This is a genomic window from Atribacterota bacterium, assembly GCA_039638595.1.
In the GTDB taxonomy this organism is placed as follows: Bacteria; Atribacterota; Atribacteria; order Atribacterales; family Caldatribacteriaceae; genus Profundicultor; species Profundicultor thermophilus.
Genome location: JBDIWM010000033.1, coordinates 770 through 22,431, shown reverse-complemented (window position 1 = coordinate 22,431; position 21,662 = coordinate 770). Strand labels below are relative to the sequence as shown.

The following is a 21,662-nucleotide window of genomic DNA, read 5'->3' as shown; positions in this document are numbered from 1 at the left end:
AGCACCGTTTTTCCCAATTGGGCACATACTTCCCCCACCCGGTCGGTTTCGCCCTTGCCAAAAAAGACTCTGGTGGGATTGTGGTATTCAAAGTTCTTCATAGATGAAAACCCCCTTTGAGGATATTGTAACACAGGAGTATCTATGCTAAAGGAGGCGATGTGATGTGTCCTTTTCTTTGGGGATATTTTTCGGCGAAGAAGCCCGGTTCCCTGAGGGAATACGGCTTGGGAGCGGGTGGTGGGTGTACGCCGTCGCGGTTGGCTTCGGTGGTTTTTTGTCTTGTAGTCTTATTGGGGAAAAGCGGGTGGGATGGTGGCTACCGAGATGGGAGCCGAAATCTGCATAAATTTTTCCTTCCCCCCTTGCAAAATATCCGAAGAGCATATACAATACCTATTGCTCTTCTGGAGCATGAACCTTGAAAAGTGAATATAAGATTTGGGGAAGCAAGATCAAAAAGAGTTTTTTCATCACCGGTTTGCGGTCAAGAAAGAAAGGGCATACGGTGGATGCCTTGGCGCCAGGAGGCGATGAAGGGCGTGGCTAACTGCGATAAGCTCCGGGTAGCTGTAAGCAAGCGTCGATCCGGAGATTCCCGAATGGGGCAACCCCCTGGAGTAAACCTCCAGGATCCCTCATACGAGGGAGGCAAACCAGGGGAACTGAAACATCTCAGTACCCTGAGGAAGAGAAAACAACCGTGATTCCCTGAGTAGTGGTGAGCGAAAGGGGAAAAGCCCAAACGTAGTGTGTGTCAAGCTCCTGGGTGTTGCACACTGCGGGTTGTGGGACGGAGAAGGGCCAAACCAGGATGCGGCCAGAGAGTGACAAAACCGGGTCTTAGTTGAAAAGGTCTGGAAAGCCTTGCCAGAGAGGGTGAAAGCCCCGTAGGCGAAAAGACCCTGGTCTCTCGGTTCTTCGTTCCCAAGTACCACGGTCCACGTGGAATTCTGTGGGAATCTGGGAGGACCACCTCCTAAGGCTAAATACTCCCTGGCGACCGATAGTGTACCAGTACCGTGAGGGAAAGGTGAAAAGCACCCCGGGAGGGGAGTGAAAGAGAACCTGAAACCGTATGTCTACAATACGTGGAAGGACCATGGTGTGGACGTAGTCCATACCGGTTCGACTGCGTGCCTTTTGGAGAATGAGCCGGCGAGTTACGGAGGCTGGCAAGGTTAAGCACCTCAGGTGCGGAGCCGGAGGGAAACCGAGTCCGAATAGGGCGTTGAGTCAGTCTTCGTAGACCCGAAGCCAAGTGATCTACCCATGGCCAGGGTGAAGTGGGGATAACACCTCATGGAGGCCCGAACCGTTGTAGGTTAAAAACTGCTCGGATGAGCTGTGGGTAGGGGTGAAAGGCCAATCAAACTTGGAGATAGCTGGTTCTCCCCGAAATAGCTTTAGGGCTAGCCTCCGGAGTTGAGAAGAGGGGGTAGAGCACTGAATGGGCTAGGGGGCTTACCCGCCTACCAAACCCAATCAAACTCCGAATACCTCTTTTTGTATCCGGGGAGTCAGACTACGGGGGATAAGCTCCGTGGTCAAAAGGGGAACAGCCCAGACCACCAGCTAAGGTCCCTAAGAGCAGGCTAAGTGGTAAAGGTGGTGGTACTGCTGCAACAGCCAGGAGGTTGGCTTAGAAGCAGCCATCCTTTAAAAAGTGCGTAATAGCTTACTGGTCTAGTGGTGCTGCGCCGAAAAATTCTCGGGGCTCAAGCCTGTCACCGAAGCTGTGGAATGAGTGGAAAACCACTCATTGGTAGGGGAGCGTTGGGTAGGCCGTCGAAGCGAGACCGTGAGGACTCGTGGAGGTATCCCAAGTGAGAATGCCGGCATGAGTAGCGATAAAGAGGGTGAGAATCCCTCTCGCCGTAAACCTAAGGTTTCCTGAGGAAGGCTCGTCCTCTCAGGGTTAGTCGGATCCTAAGCCGAGGCCGAAAGGCGTAGGCGATGGGCAGCCGGTTGATATTCCGGCACTACCTCCGACCGTTTGAGGATGGGGTGACGCAGAAAGGTAGGCCAGCAGCCTGGAGGAATAGGCTGTCTAAACCCGTAGGTGGAGGGAGGAGGCAAATCCCCTCCCTCGATAACACCGAGAGGTGATGGGGAGCCCCTACGGGGGCGAACTGGTTGATCCTCCGCTGCCGAGAAAAGCCCCTAACGAGGCCAGGAGGTATCCGTACCGCAAACCGACACAGGTAGGTGGGATGAATATTCTAAGGCGCGCGAGTGATCCCCCGTTAAGGAACTCGGCAATCTAACCCCGTAACTTCGGGAGAAGGGGTGCCCCGGTAGGGTGCGTGGACTCGCTCCATAAGCCCCAGGGGGTCGCAGAGAAGTGGCTCTGGCGACTGTTTATTAAAAACACAGGGCTCTGCTAAGCCGTAAGGCGACGTATAGGGCCTGACGCCTGCCCAGTGCTGGAAGGTTAAGGGGAGGAGTCACCTCGGACTTGATCCGGGGGAAGCTCCAAACTGAAGCCCCAGTAAACGGCGGCCGTAACTATAACGGTCCTAAGGTAGCGAAATTCCTTGTCGGGTAAGTTCCGACCCGCATGAATGGCGTAACGACTGGAGCGCTGTCTCAACGGGGAGCTCGGCGAAGTTTCAATGCAAGTGCAGATGCTTGCTACCCGCGACTAGACGGAAAGACCCCGTGAACCTTTACTGTACCCTGACATTGGATCCGGGTGTGCCTTGTGCAGGATAGGTGGGAGGCGGAGAAGGAGGGGCGCTAGCTCCTCTGGAGCCATCCTTGAGATACCACCCTTGGTAGATCCAGATTCTAACCTGAAGGAGTGAATCCTCCTTAGGAACAGTGTCAGGCGGGCAGTTTGACTGGGGCGGTCGCCTCCTAAAAGGTAACGGAGGCGCCCTAAGGTTCCCTCAGCACGTTTGGAAATCGTGCGGTGAGTGTAAGGGCAGAAGGGAGCTTGACTGCGAGAGGGACGCCTCGAGCAGAGACGAAAGTCGGGCCTAGTGATCCGGTGGTTCCGTGTGGAAGGGCCATCGCTCAACGGATAAAAGGTACTCCGGGGATAACAGGCTGGTCTCCTCCAAGAGTCCACATCGACGAGGAGGATCGGCACCTCGATGTCGGCTCGTCGCATCCTGGGGCTGGAGTAGGTCCCAAGGGTTGGGCTGTTCGCCCATTAAAGCGGTACGCGAGCTGGGTTTAGAACGTCGTGAGACAGTTCGGTCCCTATCTGTCGCGGGCGGAGGATACTTGAGGGGAGCTGTCCCTAGTACGAGAGGACCGGGATGGACGGACCTCCAGTGTTCCAGTTGTCCTGCCAGGGGCATCGCTGGGTAGCTGTGTCCGGAAGGGATAAGCGCTGAAAGCATCTAAGCGCGAAGCCCACCCCAAGATGAGGTATCCCACTTCGTAAGAAGGTAAGACCCCGGGAAGATGACCCGGTTGATAGGCCCCAGGTGGAAGGGTGGTAACACCTTGAGCCCAGGGGTACTAATCGGTCGAGGGCTTGACCGCAAAACTCCTTCTTGCTTCCCCAAGTAGATTTCCCGGTGGCCATGGCGGAGGGGAAACGCCCGTTCCCATTCCGAACACGGAAGTGGGCACCCCAAAAAGTCGTCTGACTTTTTGGGGACCCCGAGCTAAGCCCTCCAGCGCCGATGATACTGCCCGGGCAGCTGGGCGGGAAAGTAGGACGCTGCCGGGATACAGAGGTCAAAAAAGCTGGAGAACAATCTCCAGCTTTTTTGTGTTTTTGAGGGAAAAATGAGTGAAGGAGCCTTTCCTGGTATAGGCAGGATTTCCATTGTTCACCACTTTTGTGTTATGTGTTTCTTTTTCGATGCATTCTGCGTCCGATTTGGTATGGTGCGATGCATATTGTTGAGGAGTTTCCAAAAGCACTTTTCGTTTTTCATTGTCTTCAATGGTACAGACCTTACCACAGGTGACAAGGTTTTTATGCCCTAAATGCAGAATGGAGCTTCAGATTTCTAATGGGTAGAGTAAATAATGGTTCATGTTGTAATTGACTGCTATGTTGTAGGGGAGTTCGTCATCGAACAGGGAAGTTACTCCATATTCTCCGTGGAAGAAAAATTTCACATGCTTTTTCGTTGAGAATTTGCCTATCTTCCCGTCTCATTTCCGCCAAAACCGGAACTATCTCCTTTATCTTGCAGTAATGTATGCTATAAGCCATGTCCACTTCTAGATAGACAAGGGAGGGGTCGAAATGGAAAGAAAAAGGGTATTCCTATGCCTGGCTGTGCTCTTTATCAGTTTCACAGGTTGTGTTTCTCTGGCCCAACCTCGTCCTCTTTATACCGATTTTGCCCTGAGCCTGTTTACCCAGCTATATGAAGGTAACGAAGATAATATTCTTCTTTCTCCTTGGAGCGTAGCTCTTGCCCTTAGTATGACAGTCAATGGTGCACGTGGAACCACCCAGATATCGATACTCAAAGCGCTTGGTTACCCTGATCCTTCTGTAACGGCTTTGAATGAGGAAAACCAGAGATTGGTCAAGGTGCTCCAGGAGCTATCCAGAGAAGACCCCGGGGTAAAAATTAAAATGGCCCATACCATTTTCGTCAGAGAAGGTATATCACTTCGAGAGCAGTTTTTGCATACCGTTTTGGGTTTTTATGAAGCGTATCCTGAATCCCTTGACTTTGGTAACCCTTTAGCTGTTGAGACCATCAATAGGTGGGTCAGAGAGAAAACCGAGGGGAAAATCGATGGAGTCCTGGAACGCCTTGATCCAGATTCCATTCTGATTTTGCTCAACGCCGTCTTTTTTCAGGGGGCCTGGAGCATTCCCTTTGATATCGAGGATACGCAACTTGTTCCTTTCCATTTCCCTGGAGGTGTAACCCGAGAACACCCGATTATGTTTCAGTCAGGGTGGTACCGATACCTGGCCACGGATGATTTTCAGGCGGTGGGTCTTCCTTATGGTGAAAAGGGAAGGCTCAAGATGTACCTTTTTCTACCCCATCCCGAAATGCCCCTTTCTTCCTTGCTTGCTCAGTTGACTCCGGAGAACTGGCAAAACTGGATGCGAGGGTTTGAGCGCAGAAAGGGTCGCATTGGAATTCCCCGTTTTACTCTTTCTTACGGAACGGTTGACCTCAAAAGGGCTTTATCGAAAATGGGTATGGAAGTCGCCTTTTCTCCTCAGGCCGATTTTGGTAACCTTACCGATGAACCGGCTTTCATTAAAAACGTTTTCCATCGAAGCTTGCTTGAAGTGAGCGAAAAAGGTACTGAGGCATCGGCCGCAACCGCAGTGGTGGTCGCTAAGGGGCTTTCCCAGGAATCAGAAGAAGCATTTGAAATGGTCATCGATCGACCTTTCTTTCTGGCCGTTGTGGAGGAGGACAGCGGTCTCATCCTCTTTATGGGAATGGTGTTTTCGCCGGAGGGATGAAGGGCATGGTATAATGGAAGTGGTGGTCGATGGTGTTTGAAGAAACTTTGAAGCGGCTTCGAATGTTTTCATCGCTTCATACCCAGTACGTCGAGCACATGTTGTCTTCAATGGTTGGATGTTATAAAATAAGGAAGAGCTTCTGTTTCTGACCTTTTAGTTTCTACGCTCGAGGTCAGAATCGGAAGAACTCGGATCTTGGCCTTCTTTTGATTCTCAAAAGCGCACCAGGCTTACGGAAAAGACTGGAAGACTTTGAGGACGCTATTGAGGACAGAGTTCCTTTACCAAAAACTGTATGAGGAAGGTATTTTCTGTGACGCTTTTCGTACATCCTCTCCCGGGACGAAACGTTTACATTTCGGCCAATTTATTTTGACCTTTGCGAAGAGGACATCGTGGTTTTTGACTTCGAAAAATCTCTTTCCTGGGTTGATTACCTCGATTCGAGCGTTCCTTCAGAAATATCGGGTCCAGAAATTTCCCTGGAGTAACTTCTGGGGGTGGGAGACTGATACATTTTTGGGGATGCAATTATGAACCCCGATGCTTTGACCAGAGTGTATCTTCTGTTGCGATGAGGGTGTGTGCTCCGATTTGGTGCGAGCGGTTCAGGAAATGGTGGAACTCCTTTTGGCAGGAGCATGCCATTGGTGTTGAGATTCGCTTGAACAATTTCGAGGTGTTCTTCCTCCTCTAGAAAAACACCTCGAAGAGGTGAAACGCATTTTAAAACGTTTGTGTAAAGAACGTGAGCTCGGTGTTTATGGGGCGAAAGAGTCTATTCCCACCGAGGAATATAGCCTTGAAGATGCACGACAAGCTGTCGAGGAAGCCCATTTCATTCTTACGGTGGTTAAAAAACCTTAGAGAAGAAGGGGGAATGATATTTCCCCCGTACTTTTTGGTTAAGGCATGGTCGACAATCACTCCATGAGTTTTTCAGCGAAAAAGGGGAGTTCGGGGTTTTTTCGGTACCCCTCTTTGAGGTACTCCCGGTTATATGGAATGCGGCGGAAATCGACTTTGAGAGTTTCCTCTATGGTTATAATTGCTAAGCAAGCCCTCCAGTCACCATCTTTGGAAAGTCCTACGCTACCATCATTGACTACGGTGAAATAGTCAATGTTCCGAGAAAAAGGAATGTGAGTATGACCACACAGAAGGACGTTGGACTTTTCATTGCTCATAATGTGTCGGAAACTTTCGTCGGTTCGTTCTGGGAAAAGGTATTCGTTAATTCGCCGGGGACTTCCGTGAACGAAAAGGAAACGGAAAGGTCCCACTTCTAGCTCGTATCGAGGAAGGAGATTCTGCAGAAAAGCCTTATTTTCTGGGGTTACCCTTGCTTTGGTCCATGAGAGCGAAATATGCCCCCGGGCTCTCTCTTCCTCGCTCCGATAGGCACAGCCGCAGTCGTCCAGGTCAAAACCCACTCCCTGGTCATAATTCCCCATAATGGTGGGGATACCAAGGGATTGAATTCGTTCCACCACTTCGTTTGGAAAGGGGTTATACCCCACAAGATCTCCCAAACAAACCGTATGCGCGACGTCCATGCTCTGGATTTCGGAAAGTACCGCCTCCAGAGCGGTGATATTCCCATGAATATCGGAAAAAACGGCAATTTTCATGGTTCCAGGTCCTCCTCTCGTTCTTTATAGGAGAAACCGTTGAGTTCGACTGGTATTCCAGACTTATTTTGGTGTTCGCAAAAAAGTGTGATACAATAGGTGGACAAAAGTCTCGTGTAAGGAGAGTTGAGAGTATGTCTGGACATTCCAAATGGGCGCAGATCAAGCATAAGAAGGCAAAGACGGATCTCGCTCGGGGTAAAGCCTTTTCCAAGCTGATTCGTCTCATTACTGTGGCCGCTCGACAGGGAGGCGGCAACATTGAAAACAACGCTAGACTCCGGCTGGCTGTGCAGAAAGCCCGAGAAATGAACATGCCCCAGGAAAACATTGAAAAGGCGATCAAAAAGGGAACTGGAGAGCTGGAAGGTGTTGCCTACGAAGAGGTGACTTATGAAGGATACGGTCCTGGGGGTGTAGCGATCATGGTGGAGGTTACCACCGATAACCGGAACCGGACAACAGCAGAAATTCGCCACCTCTTTAACCGTTATGGAGGGAGTTTAGGGGAAAGTGGCTGTGTTTCTTGGGTATTTGAGCGTCAGGGGTTAATTAGCTTTGAAAAGGATAAGGTGGATGAAGAAACATTAATGATGGTAGCCATTGATTCTGGAGCACAAGATATCCGTACCACCGATACTACCGTCGACGTCATCACCGCACCGGAAGATTTTGAACAGGTGAAGAAGGTCCTGGATGAAAAAGGATTCCAGTATGTGGTGGCCCAGGTGACTATGGTACCCAAGAATACGGTGAGTGTAGAAGGAAAACACGCTCAGCAGGTTTTGGACCTCATTGAAGCGCTGGAAGAGCATGATGATGTTCAGGAAGTGTATGCCAACTTTGATATTGCCGATGAACTTCTGGAGTCGTTGAAAAGCTAGTGCATGACAAAACACCCGTTGCGGATACTTGGTGTTGACCCGGGAGTAGCCCTTACCGGCTTTGGGATTGTGGGTTGGGAAGAGGGTGAAAGGGTTACAGCTATCCATTATGGGTTTATTGAAACCCCGTTACGGAAAAAGGTTCCTGAGCGATTGGTGCAAATCTTTCAGGAGTTCAATACCCTGATTGGAACGTATCGGCCGGAAGAGGTAGCGGTGGAGGAGCTGTTTTTTAACAAGAACTCCAAAACCGCTATTTCTGTTGGTGAGGCTCGGGGAGTGGTGCTTCTCTGTGCCGCGCTGCATGGAATCCCAGTGTACGAGTATACCCCCTTGCAGGTGAAGCAGGCAATTGTTGGCTACGGTCGGGCAACCAAAAGCCAGGTGATTTACATGGTTCAACAGCTTCTCCAAATTACCGAAGAGATTAATCCGGACGACATCGCCGATGCGCTGGCGGTCGCTCTGTGTCATGCATTTCGGCTCAGGATGAGGTAGGAATATGCTTGATTCGATTCGCGGCCGGGTGGTGGAGGTTCAGGAAGGCGAATGTGTGGTGGAAGTCATGGGTATGGGCTTCAGATTACGGCTTACGCCTTTTGCGAATCTCCAGAAAGGCGTAGAGGCATCATTTCTTTTGCGTTCTTTCATGCGTGAAAGCGGAGAATTCGTCGTGTATGGTTTCAGCGAGGAAAAGGAGCGGATTCTTTTTGACCGATTGCGGGAAGTGAAGGGTATTAACCATCGCACGGCTTTTAAAATTCTTTCTCGAATACGGTGGGAAGAACTGGTCAAAATGGTTTTGGAAGAGAACCTGATGCTTCTTGAGTCCAGAGGCGGTCTGGGAGTCAAGACAGCCAAAAGGTTGATTTTAGAGCTTAAACCGACGCTTTTGAAGTGTGGTTTTCAAATGCTTCCTCCTTTTCCCGAAGTTTTTGAGGAAACCAAGGAAGTCCTGCTTCGCTTAGGGTATAATAAGAAAGAGGTAGAAACCGTGGTCAGCTGCCTATGGGATGAATTGCGGGGAGAAAAAGTGGATGTGGAAATCCTGATTCGGAAAGCACTGGGTAAATTGGGTGGTCAAGATTGAAAGAGAAATCGGTACCTCCTTTCTTTTTGCGGAGCGAAGAAGACTTTTCGCTCCGTCCCAGGAAGCTCCAGGATTTTATCGGTCAGAAAGAGGTTGTGGCACATCTTGAGGTGTATATTCAGGCTTCTTTAGCCCGGAAAGAACCGCTGGACCACGTGCTCTTTTATGGTCCTCCGGGCTTGGGGAAAACCACGTTAGCCCATGTTATTGCTTTGGAAATGCACAGCACCATTCGCTGTCTTTCTGGTCCGGCGATTACCAGAAGTGGAGACCTGGCAGCGCTTTTGACGGCTCTTTCACCTCATGACGTGGTCTTCATTGACGAAATCCATCGTTTACCCCGCCAGTGTGAAGAGATCCTCTATAGTGCCATGGAAGACTATACCGTGCACTTCATGATTGGCAAGGGTCCAGGAGCACGAAGTGTGGCCTTGAAGCTTCCTCCTTTTACCTTAGTGGGAGCGACCACCCGGGTGAGCCTTTTGAGCGCGCCGCTGCGGAATCGTTTCGGTATCGTGGAAAAGCTTGATTTTTATGAGCCAGAAGACTTGATGGCTATTGTTAAGAGGACCGCTCAGGTATTAGGGATTGGTATTCGTGACGATGCCGCACTGGTCATTGCTTCATCTTCCCGGGGGACGCCCCGAGTGGCAAACCGTCTCTTGCGACGTATTCGGGACTTTGCCGAGGTTTCGGGGAAAGAGGTGATTGACCGGGAGATTGTGACCGAAGCTTTCCAGTCACTGGGGCTCGATGCTTGGGGGTTGAGTATGGCGGACCGCCAATTCCTGAAGGTTCTGGCCCAGCATTACCGTGGGGGACCAGTGGGAATTGAGAGCGTGGCGATGGTTCTCGCCGAGGATGTAGCCACGCTTGAGGAGGTCTATGAACCGTACCTGCTTAAAATTGGTTTTATTGCTCGGACCAAAAGGGGAAGAGTGCTCACGCCTTCTGGGTATGAGTACCTAAAAAAGGTGATAGAGGAATGAAGAACGCAGTGCTCCTTCATACCTGCTGTGCTCCCTGCAGCATCTATGTGAGTGATTTTTTTGAGAAAGAAGGCTTTGCAGTGGTACACATGTTCTATAATCCCAACATTCACCCTTTTGAGGAGTACAGGAAGCGGTGGGAGACCCTCAACGATCTTGTTTGTCGAACCGGTCGCAGGCTGGTTGCTCCATTTCCATATAATCCGCTGGAATATTTCTCGGTGATCCAGGATGAAGAAAAAAGGTGTCCGCAATGTTATCAATTGCGGTTGGCAAAGGTTGCGCGGTGGGGAAAAGAACACGGTTTTTCCTTTTTCAGCACCACCTTGACCATAAGTCCTTACCAGGATATAGCGTGCATCCAGCGTATTGGAGAAAAGGTAGGGAGCGAACTTGGCATTTCCTTTGTGGGTATCGATTTCCGAAGTGGTTTTGAGGAGAGCATGCAAAAGGCTAAGAGTTTGAGTCTGTATCGTCAGAAGTACTGTGGGTGTATTTTCAGTCGGTGGGAAGGAGTGAAAAGGCGGGTATGGAAATCTCTTACTGGGCAAAGTTTTTCTTGACCTTGGGAGTGGTATTTGTTGTAGTGGGTCTTGTCCTTCTGGTTCTGCCCCGCATTCCGGGTTTAGGGAGACTGGGGCATTTGCCGGGAGACATTGTCTATCGGAAAGGGAACTTTGTCTTTTATTTCCCACTGGCGACTTCCATTCTTGTGAGCCTTCTCTTAACCCTGATTCTGACGTTGCTTTTGCGACGCTAAGGGGGCGTTCCGATGCAGAAAATATGGTATGGTGTTACCCTGACCGTTGTTCTTGTAGTCATTTTCGGTGGAATGACTTGTGCCTGGGTCAAGGATTTAGAAGTCACGGTAGCCATTTATCGGGGTAAGGAAGAGGTGCGTTTCTCCTCGGTTTCGGGGATGTTGGTTACCTTCGAGCACCGGACATTTACCGTGCCAGCGGGAATGTCAGTGCACTTCTCCTTCCGAGAGGGGAAAGTTTTCTGGAAGGAAAAGAGTCTTTTCGCTTGGCGTTTTATCTTGGCTTCTTTGGGTCGTGAACCGATTTTGTGGGGGAAACGTCCGTACCGGGGGAAAATGATTGTGGAAGCCAGAAGCGGACTCTTATCCATTCTCAATACCCTTTCGGTTGAAGATTACATCAAGGGAACCATCAAGCTTGAGGCCAGTCCTTCCTGGCCGGAAGAAGCTCTTAAGGCCCAGATTATCGTGGCTCGCACCTATGCATTCAAAAATTTGGGGAGACACAGGGAGGACGGTTTCGATTTCTGTGCCACCGAACACTGCCAGCGTTACGGGGGGATCAACGCTGAAGACCCTCGGACCAATGCCTTGGTGGAAGCCACTCGTGGTATGGTATTGACTTATGAGGGAAAAATTGCTTCTGTAGTCTATCACTCCGAAAGTGGTGGGTATACCGATAGTGCGTTCAATGTGTGGGGAAGGGAAGTCCCATATCTTATGGCGGTGCCTTCCCCCTGGGAAAAGGATGCTCCGCATGCCCTCTGGACGGTATGTCTGAGTAAAGTGGAAATTGAAGCGGCTCTTCGCCAAGCTGGCTATTTATCGGGAAGCCTAAAGGGTATTCAGTTTGTTCCTTCCGAGCATGGAAGAATGAAAGAGGTGGTTCTCTTTTCTCAGAATGGGCGGTGGGTGATCCCGGCATCCAAATTCCGGGAAGCGATTGGGGTGCAAATCCTTCCGAGTACCTATTTCACGGTGCGTGAAGAGAGGATAAAAGGGAAGCCGGATAGAACTCTACGAGAACAAAAAGAAGTTCCCAAATCCCATTCTGTGGGGGTATCCCGTTCTCGGGAACTTCTTGAAAAGGACGATTGGACCCTTGAGGATATCATCGCCTTTTTAGAACTGCGAGAGAAAGAGCGAGAAGCAATGAAGAAAAAGAGAGAAAGCCTGGGTACCGAAACTACCGGTACGGTAGTTTCGGTACCACCGCTATTGGAGGAAGAAGTTGGAGCACAATTTATTTTTGAAGGTCGTGGTTGGGGACATGGGGTTGGTCTTTCCCAATGGGGTGCGGTAGGTATGGCGCAGGAAGGGTACGATTTTCGGGCCATTCTTTCGCATTATTTTCCCGGCTGTGAGTTGAGGCGTGCTGTATTGAAATGATCGAAACAAGCCTCTTTGATTTTTTTCTCCCTCCGGAACTCATTGCCCAAAGACCGGTTACTCCCCGGGATGCCTGTCGCATGATGGTCCTCAACCGAAGGGAAAAAACCTGGGAACACCGTCAGTTCTTCGAAATTGAGGCATACCTTTCTTCCGGGGATGCGTTGGTTGTGAATGAATCGAAGGTGGTGAAGGCTCGCTTCTTTGTCCAGAAAGCGACCGGGGGAAAGGTAGAGATTCTCTTTGTGCGGTTCTATGGAAGATGGTGGGAGTGTCTGCTTTATCCCTCTTCCCGGGTGCGGGTTGGACAAGAACTCTGCCTTTTGACTCATCCTGAATACCGTTGGATAGTCCGAGAGCGGCTCAGGGAGACATGGTTGTTAGAACCCCTTTTTGAGAGTGGTGAGGCGTTTTTCGACCGGTTTGGGGAGGTTCCTCTACCACCCTATGTGAAGGAAAGGGGGATTGATCCTGAAGCTTATCAGACTGTTTACGCTCGGGAATGGGGATCGGTGGCTGCGCCCACGGCGGGGCTTCATTTTACTCCAGAGCTTTTGGAAAAACTCAAGAAAAAGGGAATTGCGATTGTTCCGGTTGTGCTCCATGTGGGTCTGGGGACATTTCAGCCGGTTAAGGTGGAGCAAGTTGAGGCACATACCATGCACAAGGAATGGTTTCGGATTGGCAAAGAGGAGGCAAAGCGAATCAGAGAGACCCGGGAATGTGGAAGAAAGGTGATAGCGGTAGGGACCACCGCGGTACGGGTTCTGGAAACGGTGTGGCAGAGGTTGGGAACCCTCCAGGAATACGAGGGAGAAACCGACCTCTTCATTTACCCTGGGTTCCATTTTCAGGTTGTCGATGCCCTCATCACCAATTTTCACCTGCCTCGTTCCACGCTCTTTATGCTGGTGTGTGCTTTTGGAGGAACGGATTTTGTGAAGTGTGCCTATGAGGAAGCAATACAAAAACGGTACCGTTTTTACAGTTTTGGAGATGCCATGTTGCTGTATTGAAGAAAGGATGATGAGGTTGAGAGAACGATTTACGGTTCTTTCGGTGGATCACCAGAGTCGGGCTCGTTTAGGGATTCTCCATACTGCTCACGGGGACGTGGAGACTCCAGTATTTATGCCAGTGGGAACGCAGGGGACGGTTAAAGCCATGGCTCCGGATCGCCTGCGAGAAATCGGAGTACAAATTTTCCTCTGTAACGCTTACCATCTCCATCTTCGGCCAGGAGAGGACCTTATTCGGGAGGCTGGGGGTCTACACCGTTTTATCTCCTGGGACCGGGCTCTTTTGACCGATAGTGGTGGATTTCAGGTGTTTAGCTTAGCAGATTTGGTGCAGATTGATGATGAAGGAGTGACGTTCCATTCCCATCTGGATGGTTCCTTGCATCGTTTAACCCCTCAGGAGGCGATTCGAATTCAAATGGTTTTGGGGGCCGATGTCATTATGATTCTAGACCAGTGTGTTGGGTTTCCGGCTTCTTCGTATGAGGAACGGATGGCGGTAGAGAGGACGCTCCGCTGGGCGAAGTGTGCGAAAGAGGCATTCCAGTCGGAACAACAGATGCTCTTTGGTATTATCCAGGGGGGAACAGACCGAAAATTACGGGAATGGAGTGCCCAGGAGACGGTAAAACTTGATTTCGATGGATATGCCATTGGAGGTTTGAGCGTGGGAGAACCCAAGCCCCTCATGTACGAAATGATTGAATGCGTTGAACCATTTTTACCCATGGGGAAACCCCGTTATCTTATGGGAGTGGGGAATCCAGTGAGTATTGTGGAAGGAGTGTGGCGTGGTGTGGACATGTTTGACTGTGTCCTGCCGACTCGTAACGCTCGCAATGCCTGTCTTTTCACTCCAAGAGGGAAGATGAATATCGACCGGCTGGAGTTTGCCCGTGATTTTGGTCCGGTGGATCCAGATTGTGGATGTTACCTCTGCCAAAATTTTTCTCGAGCCTACCTGCGGCATCTTTTTAAAGCTGGGGAGATTTTAGCAGCGGAGTTGGCCACTATACACAACCTGTATTTTATGGTAAAGTTGATGAAAAGTATTCATCATGCTTTGCGTGGAGGGTACTTTCGGGAATTCCGGGAGGAATTTCTCTCTCGATATTCGGAAAACTTTTAAATTTGAAAGGAGGACACACCAGTGAGTTTTTTCACCTCAATTGCCTGGGCTGCAAATCAGACCACACCTTCAGCACCGGCAGCAAATCCTATTGCTTCGTTTCTTCCCCTGATTTTTATCATTCTGATTTTCTACTTTTTGCTCATCGTTCCTCAGCAGCGGAAACAAAAAAGCCAGCGTGAACTCTGGGCCGGCCTCAAAAAGGGGGATAAGGTCGTTACGGTTGGTGGAATTCACGGGGTTGTTGCTCAGGTGGAAGAAGACGAAGTGCTCCTTGAAGTGGCGAAGGACGTTCGCATTCGAATTTCCAAAACCGCGGTGGCGTCGAAGAAATCCTAAGTTGTAGGAGAGGAGGCACAGTTCCTTGAGGAGGAAATTGTTACCCTGGAGGTTGTTCGTAGTTCTGGCTTTGATAGCTGTATCGCTTGTGGTCATTTATCCTTTAGGGAGTAAAATTCGTTTGGGTCTCGATTTAAAGGGTGGTTCCCATATTCTCTTAGAATGCGTGGACACTCCAGAGGCTCCGGTGGATGATGATGCGGTGCGGCGGGTGGTGGAAATCATTCGCAACCGTATTGACCAGCTGGGGGTGGCCGAATCGGTCATTGCCCGTCAGGGAGAACGGCGGGTTCTGGTGCAACTTCCAGGGATCACGGATCCTCAACGAGCGGTAGAACTCATCGGGAAAACAGCCCTTCTTGAATTTAAGGATGAAAACGGACAGACCCTACTTACCGGGGCGCATTTGAAAAGCGCGCAGATTCAGTACGACCGCCTGGGCAGACCTGCGGTGGCGATTTCTTTCGATGCCGAGGGGGCGAAACTCTTTGCTCAGGCCACCACGCTGAATGTGGGAAAACCCATCGGGATTTATCTGGATGGAAAGTTGATCTCGAACCCGGTGGTTCAAGAACCCATCCTCAAGGGAGACGCGCAAATCACCGGCCGCTTTACCCTGGAAGAAGCTCAGAATCTGGCTATTCTTCTGCGAGCGGGTGCCCTCCCGGTTAAGGTGGAAGTGATTGAAAACCGCTCGGTAGAGCCGACCCTGGGGAAAGATTCCATTGACGCTGGATTCCGGGCGGCAATCATTAGCATTATTCTGGTTTTTGTCTTCATGTTCCTTTACTATGGTGTGCTGGGAGGGTTGGCGGATCTGGCCCTTGTGTGCTATGTGCTCTTTTTCCTGGCCATTTTTGTGGGAGTGCAGGCTACGCTGACATTACCTGGTATTGCTGGGTTTGTGCTTACGGTAGGTATGGCGGTGGATGCCAATGTCATCATTTTTGAGCGGATCAAAGAAGAGTATCGTTCTGGAAAAACCTGGCGAGCTTCCATCGAAGCTGGCTTTAGCAAGGCATTCCGTACCATTTTGGATTCCAACGTGACCACCCTGATTGCCGCGGTGCTCCTCTTTTCTCTTGGTTCTGGACCAATCAAGGGTTTTGGTGTCACCCTGAGCCTGGGGATTCTCTGCAGCATGTTCACCGGGATATGGGTTACTCGAGTGTTCCTGGATCTTTTTGCTGACAAAATCAAGATAAAGGGTGTGAATTAGGGGGGTTGGCGGAATGGAATTCATTAAGGCGACGCACGTTGATTTCATGAAGGTTCGACGGATTGCCTATGTCATTTCCCTGGTGATACTCGTATGCGGGGTGACAAGCCTTGCGGTTCGGGGATTGAACTATGGGGTCGATTTTGCTGGGGGAACGCTCCTCCAATTTCGTTTTGCTCGTGCAGTTGAGCCCCAAGAGGTGCGGGTGGTTCTGGATACACTCAACCTTTCCAAAAGCATCATCCAGCGTTTTTCGGAAGATGAAGTGGTGGTCCGAACTCTGAAAATGAGCAAAGAGATGCAAGACCAGCTCCTGCAAGCTTTGCGAGAGCAATTTGGTACTGTGACGTTGACCCGGATTGAGGATGTTGGTCCGGCAGTGGGAGCAGAACTACGCCGGATGGGTATTATTGCGCTTCTTTCTGCTATTGCTGGGATTCTCATTTATGTGGCTTTTCGGTTTGAGTTGGAACCGGCGGCGACTGCAGTTTTCGCTCTGATTCATGATGGGCTGGTGGTGCTGGGAATGGTATCCATCCTGGGGAAGGAATTCACCATTCCGATATTGGCAGCCGTGCTGACCATTCTGGGGTACTCGATCAATGACTCCATTGTCATTATGGACCGGATTCGGGAAAACCTGGTTTCGCGCAAAAAGGGAGAGGGCTTTTTACAGATTGTGAACCGCAGCCTCAACGAAACCCTTTCTCGTACGGTCAATACCGCCCTCACTACCGCTTTGCCCATTATTGCTCTGCTTCTTTTTGGAGGGAAGATGCTGCAGGATTTTTCTCTGGCCATTCTCGTGGGGCTTGTGGCTGGAACCTATTCCTCGATTTTTATCGTGAGTGCCTTGTGGGTTGATTTGGAGAGACGAACTCGAATCCGGGGGTAGGTTCGGTTGCGTAAACGCTGGCAGATTCGAAAGGTCGACCGGGGGCATCTGTTCCGCTTGGCAAAGGAAGTTTCTTTGCCTACGGTGATGGCCAGAGTCCTCATGAATCGGGGTATTTTTACTCCGCACGAAGCGATGCAATTTCTGAACCCTTCCTTTACCCTTCTTGAGGGGCTCGGAGAGCTCCCCGGCCTTGACGAGGCAGTAGTGCTTCTCGATTGGGTACTCCGAGGAAATGGTCGCATCCTCATTTTTGGCGATTACGATGTGGATGGCCTTACCGGAAGTGCTCTCCTGTTCCACTTCCTCAAGTCGCTTTCGGCTCATGTTGATGTTTATATTCCCAATCGGTTCACCGAAGGATATGGGGTTACCGAAAAGGCTGCCCAACGCATCCTGAAGGACAATCCTCCGGACCTTTTGATTACGGTAGATTGTGGGATTCGAGACAGGGATGGACTCTCCCTCTTGCGCCGGAAAGGAGTTCATCTTATTCTTACTGACCACCATCTTCCTGATTTTGATACTCTTCCAGAGGTGCACGCCCTGGTTTCGAACTTTGATCTGAAAACCAGGGAACTTCTTGTACCTCTTTCTGGTGCTGGTATGGCGCTGGCTCTGGCATACCGCTATGCTGAATATCGCGGGCTGGAGGAGAATCCTTTAGAGGAGTATCTGGGATTGGCCTGTCTTGGGACTGTGGCTGATGCGGTGCCGCTTCTGGGGATCAATCGGATAATTGCCCGTTATGGTCTTAAGAAGCTGAATCGGAGCATTCCCTTTGGTATTCAGGCGTTGCTTGATGTAGCCGGGATGAAAGAACGAGAAATCGGGGTGGAAGAGATTAGCTGTGTCATTGCGCCCCGCCTTAATGCGGCTGGTCGGATGGAAGACCCAATGATTGCCATGAGGCTCCTTCTGAGTGAAAATTGGGATGAGGCGGTAACCATGTCACAGTCTTTGCAGACCCTCAATTCTCGCCGACAGAAGGAAGAGGAAAAAGTGCTCTCGGAGATCCTAGAAAGCGGTGCATACAGTGAGTTTTTGGAAGACCCGATTGTGGTTGTGAGCGGAAAAGGCTGGAATCTGGGAGTGCTGGGAATTATTGCTTCTCGCCTCTCCGGTCGTCTTGGTCGCCCAGCGATTGTCCTGAGCGAAGGGGAAAACCTGGCAGTGGGGTCGGGGCGAAGTATAGAGGGGTTTAGTCTCATTCAGGTACTGGGAGAAGCGAGTCATCTTTTGATTCGTTACGGAGGACATGAGATGGCGGTGGGTTTGAAGATTCTGCCCCAAAATATTTCTTCCTTTCGACGGTTTATAAACATCCAATTTGGAAATGAGGTAGAGAAGATGACGTCGATGCAGGGTTTGATTGTTGATGCCCTGATCGACTTAGGAGAGGTGGACCAGGGACTTTTAGAATGGTTGAGGAGACTGGAACCCTTTGGAGAACAGAACCCAAATCCACTGTTTGCTGTGCTGAATGTTTCGCTCATTAAAAGCTGGATCTGGGGGCGAAGTAACCAGCACCTACGTTTTTTGGTGAAACAGGGAAGAGAAGTGCAGGAAATGGTGGTCTTTCACGGGAAAGAAAAGGCTTTAGATTTGCATGGGAGTTCGCTGGTTGACCTTGCTTTTGAGGTGCAGTGTGACAATTACGGCAATTATCCCTATTTGAAAGTTCATGATTGGAGGATTAAAAAATAGAGGGAGGACAACAATGGACCTTGCATCCTATATCCGAAATATTCCTGATTTTCCTCGTCCTGGTATCCAGTTTAAGGACATTACCACGCTTTTAAAGGACCGGGAGGCGTTTCGGGAAACCATTGATCGTTTGGTGTACAGTTTCCGGGGTCAAGATGTTGAGCTGGTGGTAGGGATTGAGGCTCGAGGTTTTATCATTGGTGCTCCTTTAGCCTACCATCTGGGGTGTGGTTTTGTCCCGGTCCGAAAAAAGGGAAAACTTCCTGCGGCCACGCTTTCCAAGACCTACAATCTTGAATACGGTTCGGCCACCTTAGAGATTCACCGTGACGCCATCGAGAAGGGGCAACGGGTTCTCATCGTTGATGACCTCTTAGCGACGGGGGGAACCACCAAAGCGGTATGTGAGATGGTCGAAGAGCTGGGTGGAAATATTGTGGGGGTTAGTTTTGTTGTAGAGCTTGAAGCCTTAAAGGGGCGGGAGAAACTCATTCCCTATCGAGTTTATTCCTTGATTCGGCTTTAGGAGGCGTTTTGGTTGGAGAATGGAATGGGGTAGGGACCATAGAGGCCTTACTTGATAAAATCAAGGAGTATCACCCTGCCTGCAACAAAGACCTGATTCTCAAAGCCTACGAATTCGCTTTTCAGGTTCATCAGGGGCACGTTCGTCTTTCGGGCGAACCATATATCGTCCATCCCCTTTCGGTGGCTTCCATCATTGCTGATCTCAAGATGGACGAGGCCACCATTGCTGCAGCATTGCTTCACGATGTGCTTGAGGATAGCCCGGTCACTGAAAAGGAGCTGGAAGAGCAATTTGGTCCAGAAATTACCAGCTTAGTGAAGGGCGTGACCAAGCTTAACATTGACTTCGCTCCTGGCCTCTCTTCTGAAGAACGAGTGGTCGAGGATTATCGTCGCCTTTTCATGGCTGTAGCTGCTGATGTGCGGGTGATTGTCTTAAAACTCGCCGATCGACTCCACAACATGCGGACCCTTAAATATCAGTATCGGGGGAAAAAGGAGGAAATTGCTCGGGAGACGCTGGAAATCTTTGCGCCGGTCGCCCATCGGCTGGGAATCAATGCCATTCAGGTAGAGCTGGAAAACCTTAGTCTTTTTTTTCTCGATCCTGAAGCATACTGCACCATTCAGCGGGGTTTGGAAAGAGTACGGAAAGAACGAGAGGAATTCATTGAGGAGGCAAAGGCCATTTTGAGTGTTCAACTGGAAAAAGCCCACATCAAAGCCGAGATCCAGAGCCGATTTAAGCACATCTACAGCATTTACAAAAAACTCAACCGTCTGAACATCGCCTTGGAAGACCTGCATGACCTTGTCGCCATGCGAGTGATTACCGATACCAAAGAAAACTGTTACATGGTTTTGGGGATTGTTCATTCCTTGTGGAACCCAGTGGAAGGGCGTATCAAAGACTACATTGCACTTCCAAAATCCAATAAATACCAGTCTTTGCACACCACGGTCATCGGTCCCCGAGGAACGCCCATGGAGGTACAGATTCGAACCTGGGAAATGCATCAGGTGGCTGAGTATGGTATTGCCGCCCACTGGCGATATAAAGAGGGGAAATTGATGCCGGAAAGCGCTTTTGATGAACGCATTAACTGGTTGAAGCAACTTTTGGAATGGCAGCAGGACCTGGGTAGTACCAAAGAGTTTATGGAGAGCCTCAAAATCAGCCTTTTTGATGATGAAGTCTATGTTTTTACTCCCAAGGGGGATCTCAAGAAGCTGCCTAAAGGTGCCACGCCCATTGACTTTGCCTACCTCATTCATACTGAGGTGGGAAATAGCTGTGTGGGAGCCAAAGTCAATCGTCAGATGGTGCCCCTGAGCTATGAACTCAAAAGTGGAGACATCGTGGAAATCATCACTTCCCGTTCGGCTTCTGGACCCAGTATCGACTGGTTGAAACTGGCAAAAACCCCAGGAGCACGAAATAAAATTCGAGCGTTCCTGCGCAAGAAAAATCAAGATGCCAATCGGGAAAAAGGCCGGATTGCGCTGGAAAGAGAGCTGGAAAAGTATCCTCTTACACCCGAAGAGCGTAACCTCTTCTCTGCCAACCTGGACCGGTTCATGAGGGATCATCACCTAGAGGGTCTGGAAGAATTGTACATTGCTCTGGGTGAAGGGCGGTACAGCGCCCGAAAAGTGGTTAACCGGCTTATCCCATACAGTATCCGCAAAAAATGGCTTGAACGCCGCAAGAACACCCTGTCGAAGGTTCGAAAAGAAGAAGAGAGTGTGCTCGTTCAAGGAACACCGGGGATTGAGGCTCGTCTTGCTCGTTGCTGTACTCCGGTTCCCGGAGATACTATTGTGGCTTTTGTGACCCAGGGAAGGGGTATCACCGTTCATCGAACCGATTGTGTGAATGTCAAGCACTTAGCGAACGGGGAACGAATCATTGATGCAGCATGGAAACCAGACTTGACCCTCCGTTACAACGCTGGGGTGGTGGTGGAAGCGCTGGATCGCCCCCGTCTTCTTGCTGATGTTACGAACGCCGTGTCAGCCTGTCAGATTGAAATTAAGGCGGCCAAAGCCCGGACTGTCGGCAATGAAGCCCATATTTATCTTTTGCTTGAAGTTGGGAAACGGGAGGAATTGGATACCCTCTTTCGGGAAATCCATAAAGTTTCCAATGTCAAAACAGTCCGGAGAGGAGGTGCATTCTACCTGAAATGAGAGCCGTGGTGCAGCGGGTTTCTCGCGCTTCGGTACGGGTTAGTGGAAAGGTGATTGGAGCCATTGAAGAGGGAATTTTGGTCTTTCTGGGGGTAGGAAAAGGTGATGGAGAAAGAGATGTGGATTTCATGGTACGAAAGATTCCCAACCTGCGCATTTTTGAGGATGAAAATGGGAAGATGAACCGAAACCTGAAAGAGGTAAGGGGTAAGGTCCTCTTTATTTCTCAGTTTACCCTTTATGGAGATTGCCGCAGGGGATTGCGCCCCAGCTTTGACCAGGCGGCACCACCTGAGGAGGCGCGAAAGTGGTGTGAGAAAGTGGTGGAAGGTCTGGAAAAAGAAGGGATCAAAGTTGAGCAGGGGGAATTCGGTGCGTTTATGGAAGTGGAACTGCTCAATCAAGGTCCGGTAACCATTCTTCTTGATAGCCGGGAAGAAAGAAGGCGATGACCATTCTGGTGCAGCGATTTGTCCTGGG

18 protein-coding genes and 2 rRNA genes are annotated in these 21,662 nt (G+C 50.2%); 19 read left to right on the top strand and 1 reads right to left on the bottom strand.

Annotation, left to right across the window (positions count from 1 at the left end; all coding sequences use genetic code 11):
* Positions 1 to 485: 485 nt before the first annotated feature.
* The 3 genes from ABDK92_08240 (at position 486) to ABDK92_08230 (ending at position 5,410) form a co-directional block, all read left to right on the top strand.
* Positions 486 to 3,495, top strand: a 23S ribosomal RNA gene (locus tag ABDK92_08240).
* A gap of 31 nt (positions 3,496 to 3,526) precedes the next feature.
* A 5S ribosomal RNA gene (gene rrf, locus ABDK92_08235) occupies positions 3,527 to 3,685 on the top strand.
* A 528-nt stretch (positions 3,686 to 4,213) separates the two neighbouring features.
* Positions 4,214 to 5,410 carry a serpin family protein gene (locus ABDK92_08230; GenBank protein MEN3186600.1) on the top strand — a complete coding sequence of 399 codons (1,197 nt, stop codon included), beginning with the start codon at positions 4,214 to 4,216 and terminating at the stop codon, positions 5,408 to 5,410.
* Between the two features lie 926 nt (positions 5,411 to 6,336).
* Here ABDK92_08230 and ABDK92_08225 read toward each other — a convergent pair.
* Positions 6,337 to 7,044, bottom strand: a complete 708-nt coding sequence (locus tag ABDK92_08225) for a metallophosphoesterase family protein (protein MEN3186599.1) — start codon at positions 7,042 to 7,044, stop codon at positions 6,337 to 6,339.
* A gap of 134 nt (positions 7,045 to 7,178) precedes the next feature.
* Here ABDK92_08225 and ABDK92_08220 point away from each other — a divergent pair, with 134 nt between their 5' ends.
* Genes ABDK92_08220 through dtd form a run of 16 tightly spaced genes read left to right on the top strand, consistent with a single transcriptional unit; the run spans position 7,179 to position 21,634 of the window.
* Positions 7,179 to 7,928, top strand: a complete 750-nt coding sequence (locus ABDK92_08220) for a YebC/PmpR family DNA-binding transcriptional regulator (GenBank protein ID MEN3186598.1) — start codon at positions 7,179 to 7,181, stop codon at positions 7,926 to 7,928.
* Positions 7,929 to 7,931: 3 nt separating this feature from the next.
* On the top strand, positions 7,932 to 8,426 hold the full coding sequence (ruvC, locus tag ABDK92_08215; GenBank protein MEN3186597.1) for a crossover junction endodeoxyribonuclease RuvC: 495 nt from the start codon (positions 7,932 to 7,934) through the stop codon (positions 8,424 to 8,426).
* A gap of 4 nt (positions 8,427 to 8,430) precedes the next feature.
* Entirely contained in the window at positions 8,431 to 9,018 is a 588-nt protein-coding gene (gene ruvA / locus ABDK92_08210) for a Holliday junction branch migration protein RuvA (protein MEN3186596.1), read from the top strand.
* Positions 9,015 to 10,007: a Holliday junction branch migration DNA helicase RuvB gene (gene ruvB, locus ABDK92_08205; GenBank protein ID MEN3186595.1), complete on the top strand. Its 993-nt coding sequence runs from the start codon at positions 9,015 to 9,017 to the stop codon at positions 10,005 to 10,007. Before ruvA ends, ruvB begins: the two co-directional genes overlap by 4 nt.
* The gene (locus ABDK92_08200) at positions 10,004 to 10,570 is read left to right on the top strand and encodes an epoxyqueuosine reductase QueH (protein ID MEN3186594.1); all 567 of its coding nucleotides are present in this window, start codon (positions 10,004 to 10,006) and stop codon (positions 10,568 to 10,570) included. The genes ruvB and ABDK92_08200 overlap by 4 nt, the downstream gene beginning before the upstream one ends.
* The gene (locus ABDK92_08195; protein MEN3186593.1) at positions 10,543 to 10,767 is read left to right on the top strand and encodes a DUF2905 domain-containing protein; all 225 of its coding nucleotides are present in this window, start codon (positions 10,543 to 10,545) and stop codon (positions 10,765 to 10,767) included. The genes ABDK92_08200 and ABDK92_08195 overlap by 28 nt, the downstream gene beginning before the upstream one ends.
* Before the next feature lie 12 nt (positions 10,768 to 10,779).
* Positions 10,780 to 12,156, top strand: a complete 1,377-nt coding sequence (locus ABDK92_08190; protein ID MEN3186592.1) for a SpoIID/LytB domain-containing protein — start codon at positions 10,780 to 10,782, stop codon at positions 12,154 to 12,156.
* A complete protein-coding gene (gene queA, locus ABDK92_08185) occupies positions 12,156 to 13,172 on the top strand; it encodes a tRNA preQ1(34) S-adenosylmethionine ribosyltransferase-isomerase QueA (GenBank protein MEN3186591.1) in 1,017 nt (338 codons plus the stop codon). Before ABDK92_08190 ends, queA begins: the two co-directional genes overlap by 1 nt.
* A 16-nt stretch (positions 13,173 to 13,188) precedes the next feature.
* On the top strand, positions 13,189 to 14,304 hold the full coding sequence (tgt, locus tag ABDK92_08180; protein MEN3186590.1) for a tRNA guanosine(34) transglycosylase Tgt: 1,116 nt from the start codon (positions 13,189 to 13,191) through the stop codon (positions 14,302 to 14,304).
* A gap of 21 nt (positions 14,305 to 14,325) precedes the next feature.
* Positions 14,326 to 14,643: a preprotein translocase subunit YajC gene (yajC, locus tag ABDK92_08175; GenBank protein MEN3186589.1), complete on the top strand. Its 318-nt coding sequence runs from the start codon at positions 14,326 to 14,328 to the stop codon at positions 14,641 to 14,643.
* A 25-nt stretch (positions 14,644 to 14,668) separates the two neighbouring features.
* A complete protein-coding gene (gene secD, locus ABDK92_08170) occupies positions 14,669 to 15,862 on the top strand; it encodes a protein translocase subunit SecD (GenBank protein ID MEN3186588.1) in 1,194 nt (397 codons plus the stop codon).
* A gap of 13 nt (positions 15,863 to 15,875) precedes the next feature.
* Entirely contained in the window at positions 15,876 to 16,757 is an 882-nt protein-coding gene (secF, locus tag ABDK92_08165; GenBank protein ID MEN3186587.1) for a protein translocase subunit SecF, read from the top strand.
* A gap of 6 nt (positions 16,758 to 16,763) precedes the next feature.
* Positions 16,764 to 18,464, top strand: coding sequence for a single-stranded-DNA-specific exonuclease RecJ (recJ, locus tag ABDK92_08160; protein ID MEN3186586.1), 1,701 nt, complete (start codon positions 16,764 to 16,766; stop codon positions 18,462 to 18,464).
* A 13-nt stretch (positions 18,465 to 18,477) separates the two neighbouring features.
* Positions 18,478 to 18,990, top strand: coding sequence for an adenine phosphoribosyltransferase (locus tag ABDK92_08155; protein MEN3186585.1), 513 nt, complete (start codon positions 18,478 to 18,480; stop codon positions 18,988 to 18,990).
* Positions 18,991 to 18,998: 8 nt separating this feature from the next.
* Positions 18,999 to 21,182 carry a bifunctional (p)ppGpp synthetase/guanosine-3',5'-bis(diphosphate) 3'-pyrophosphohydrolase gene (locus tag ABDK92_08150; GenBank protein ID MEN3186584.1) on the top strand — a complete coding sequence of 728 codons (2,184 nt, stop codon included), beginning with the start codon at positions 18,999 to 19,001 and terminating at the stop codon, positions 21,180 to 21,182.
* Positions 21,179 to 21,634: a D-aminoacyl-tRNA deacylase gene (dtd, locus tag ABDK92_08145; GenBank protein ID MEN3186583.1), complete on the top strand. Its 456-nt coding sequence runs from the start codon at positions 21,179 to 21,181 to the stop codon at positions 21,632 to 21,634. Before ABDK92_08150 ends, dtd begins: the two co-directional genes overlap by 4 nt.
* The last annotated feature ends 28 nt before the right edge of the window (positions 21,635 to 21,662 follow it).

Bases quoted from the DNA above. Each gene is read 5' to 3' on its own strand.
- ABDK92_08230 (MEN3186600.1), top strand. From the start codon at position 4,214: ATGGAAAGAAAAAGGGTATTCCTATGCCTGGCTGTGCTCTTTATCAGT.
- ABDK92_08225 (MEN3186599.1), bottom strand. From the start codon at position 7,044: ATGAAAATTGCCGTTTTTTCCGATATTCATGGGAATATCACCGCTCTG.
- ABDK92_08220 (MEN3186598.1), top strand. From the start codon at position 7,179: ATGTCTGGACATTCCAAATGGGCGCAGATCAAGCATAAGAAGGCAAAG.
- ruvC (MEN3186597.1), top strand. From the start codon at position 7,932: ATGACAAAACACCCGTTGCGGATACTTGGTGTTGACCCGGGAGTAGCC.
- ruvA (MEN3186596.1), top strand. From the start codon at position 8,431: ATGCTTGATTCGATTCGCGGCCGGGTGGTGGAGGTTCAGGAAGGCGAA.
- ABDK92_08200 (MEN3186594.1), top strand. From the start codon at position 10,004: ATGAAGAACGCAGTGCTCCTTCATACCTGCTGTGCTCCCTGCAGCATC.
- ABDK92_08190 (MEN3186592.1), top strand. From the start codon at position 10,780: ATGCAGAAAATATGGTATGGTGTTACCCTGACCGTTGTTCTTGTAGTC.
- secF (MEN3186587.1), top strand. From the start codon at position 15,876: ATGGAATTCATTAAGGCGACGCACGTTGATTTCATGAAGGTTCGACGG.
- ABDK92_08155 (MEN3186585.1), top strand. From the start codon at position 18,478: ATGGACCTTGCATCCTATATCCGAAATATTCCTGATTTTCCTCGTCCT.
- dtd (MEN3186583.1), top strand. From the start codon at position 21,179: ATGAGAGCCGTGGTGCAGCGGGTTTCTCGCGCTTCGGTACGGGTTAGT.